This is a genomic window from Phenylobacterium sp., assembly GCF_030693805.1.
Taxonomy (GTDB): domain Bacteria; phylum Pseudomonadota; class Alphaproteobacteria; order Caulobacterales; family Caulobacteraceae; genus Phenylobacterium.
In genome coordinates this window covers 1-1023 of sequence record NZ_JAUXZW010000145.1, presented here as the reverse complement: position 1 = coordinate 1023, position 1023 = coordinate 1, and the positions used below count along the sequence as shown (strand labels likewise).

1 protein-coding gene is annotated in these 1023 nt (G+C 70.6%); it reads left to right on the top strand.

Features of this window, described 5'->3' with window-relative positions; genetic code table 11:
* Positions 1-832: aldehyde dehydrogenase family protein (locus Q8M88_RS06380; RefSeq protein WP_305595529.1), on the top strand; the 832-nt coding region annotated here is incomplete at its 5' end.
* Between the last annotated feature and the right edge of the window lie 191 nt (positions 833-1023).

Here is a 1023-nt window from a genome sequence, read left to right as displayed (position 1 = left end):
ACCACGCTTTGCGCGCGCGCAAAGCGTGGTGGGCGCGTGTCTCACCGGATCAGCGGCGATCCGCAAGCTGTCGTTCACCGGGTCCACCGAGGTCGGCCGCCTGCTCGCCGGCCAGTGCGCGCCGACCCTGAAGCGGTTGTCCATGGAGCTGGGCGGCGCGGCGCCCCTTCTGGTGCTGGACGACGCCGACCTGGAGCTGGCGGTGGCGGGAACCGTCGCCGGCAAGTTCCGCGCCGCCGGCCAGACCTGCGTCTGCCCCAACCGCATCTATGTCCACGAGAGCCTCCACGACGCCTTCCTGGAACGGCTCACCGAGCGCGTCGCAGCGCTCAAGGTCGGCAAGCCGTTCGAGCCCGGCGTGGAGATCGGCCCGTTGATCGACGCCAAGGCGGTGGAGAAGGTCGAGACCCACGTCGCGAAAGCCCTTGCCGCCGGCGGCCGAGTGCTGACCGGCGGCGCGCGGCATGAACTGGGCGGGCGCTTCTTCCAGCCGACGGTGATCGCCGGCGCGGACGACGCGCTGTTCACCTGCGAAGAGACCTTCGGGCCCGTGTGCCCGGTGTTCAGCTTCCGCGACGACGACGAGGCGGTGGCGCGCGCCAACGCCAGCGAGTTCGGCCTGGCGGCCTTCGTGTTTTCGGAGAGCCTGAACCGCGCCATGCGGGTCGGCCGCGCCATCGATGCGGGCATTGTCGGGGTCAACACCGGCCTCGTCTCCAACCCGGCGAACCCGTTCGGCGGGGTCAAGCAGTCAGGCTATGGGCGCGAGGGATCGGCCTACGGGATCGACGATTATCTGCAGGTGAAGTCGCTGACGCTCGCCCTGCGCTGATCGCACCTAAAGGCGCAGCGGGGCCGATTGACGACAGCGTGGCTTTGCCATCCCATCCGGCTGGAATGTCGGGGATCATCGGATGAGCACGGGCGACGAAACCCCGCAATCGCCTGCGGCGGCGCAACCTGAACGGCGGGCTGCGTGGTGGCGTCGGCTGGGCGCGCGCGGCGCCGGCCTGGCCGCCGCCG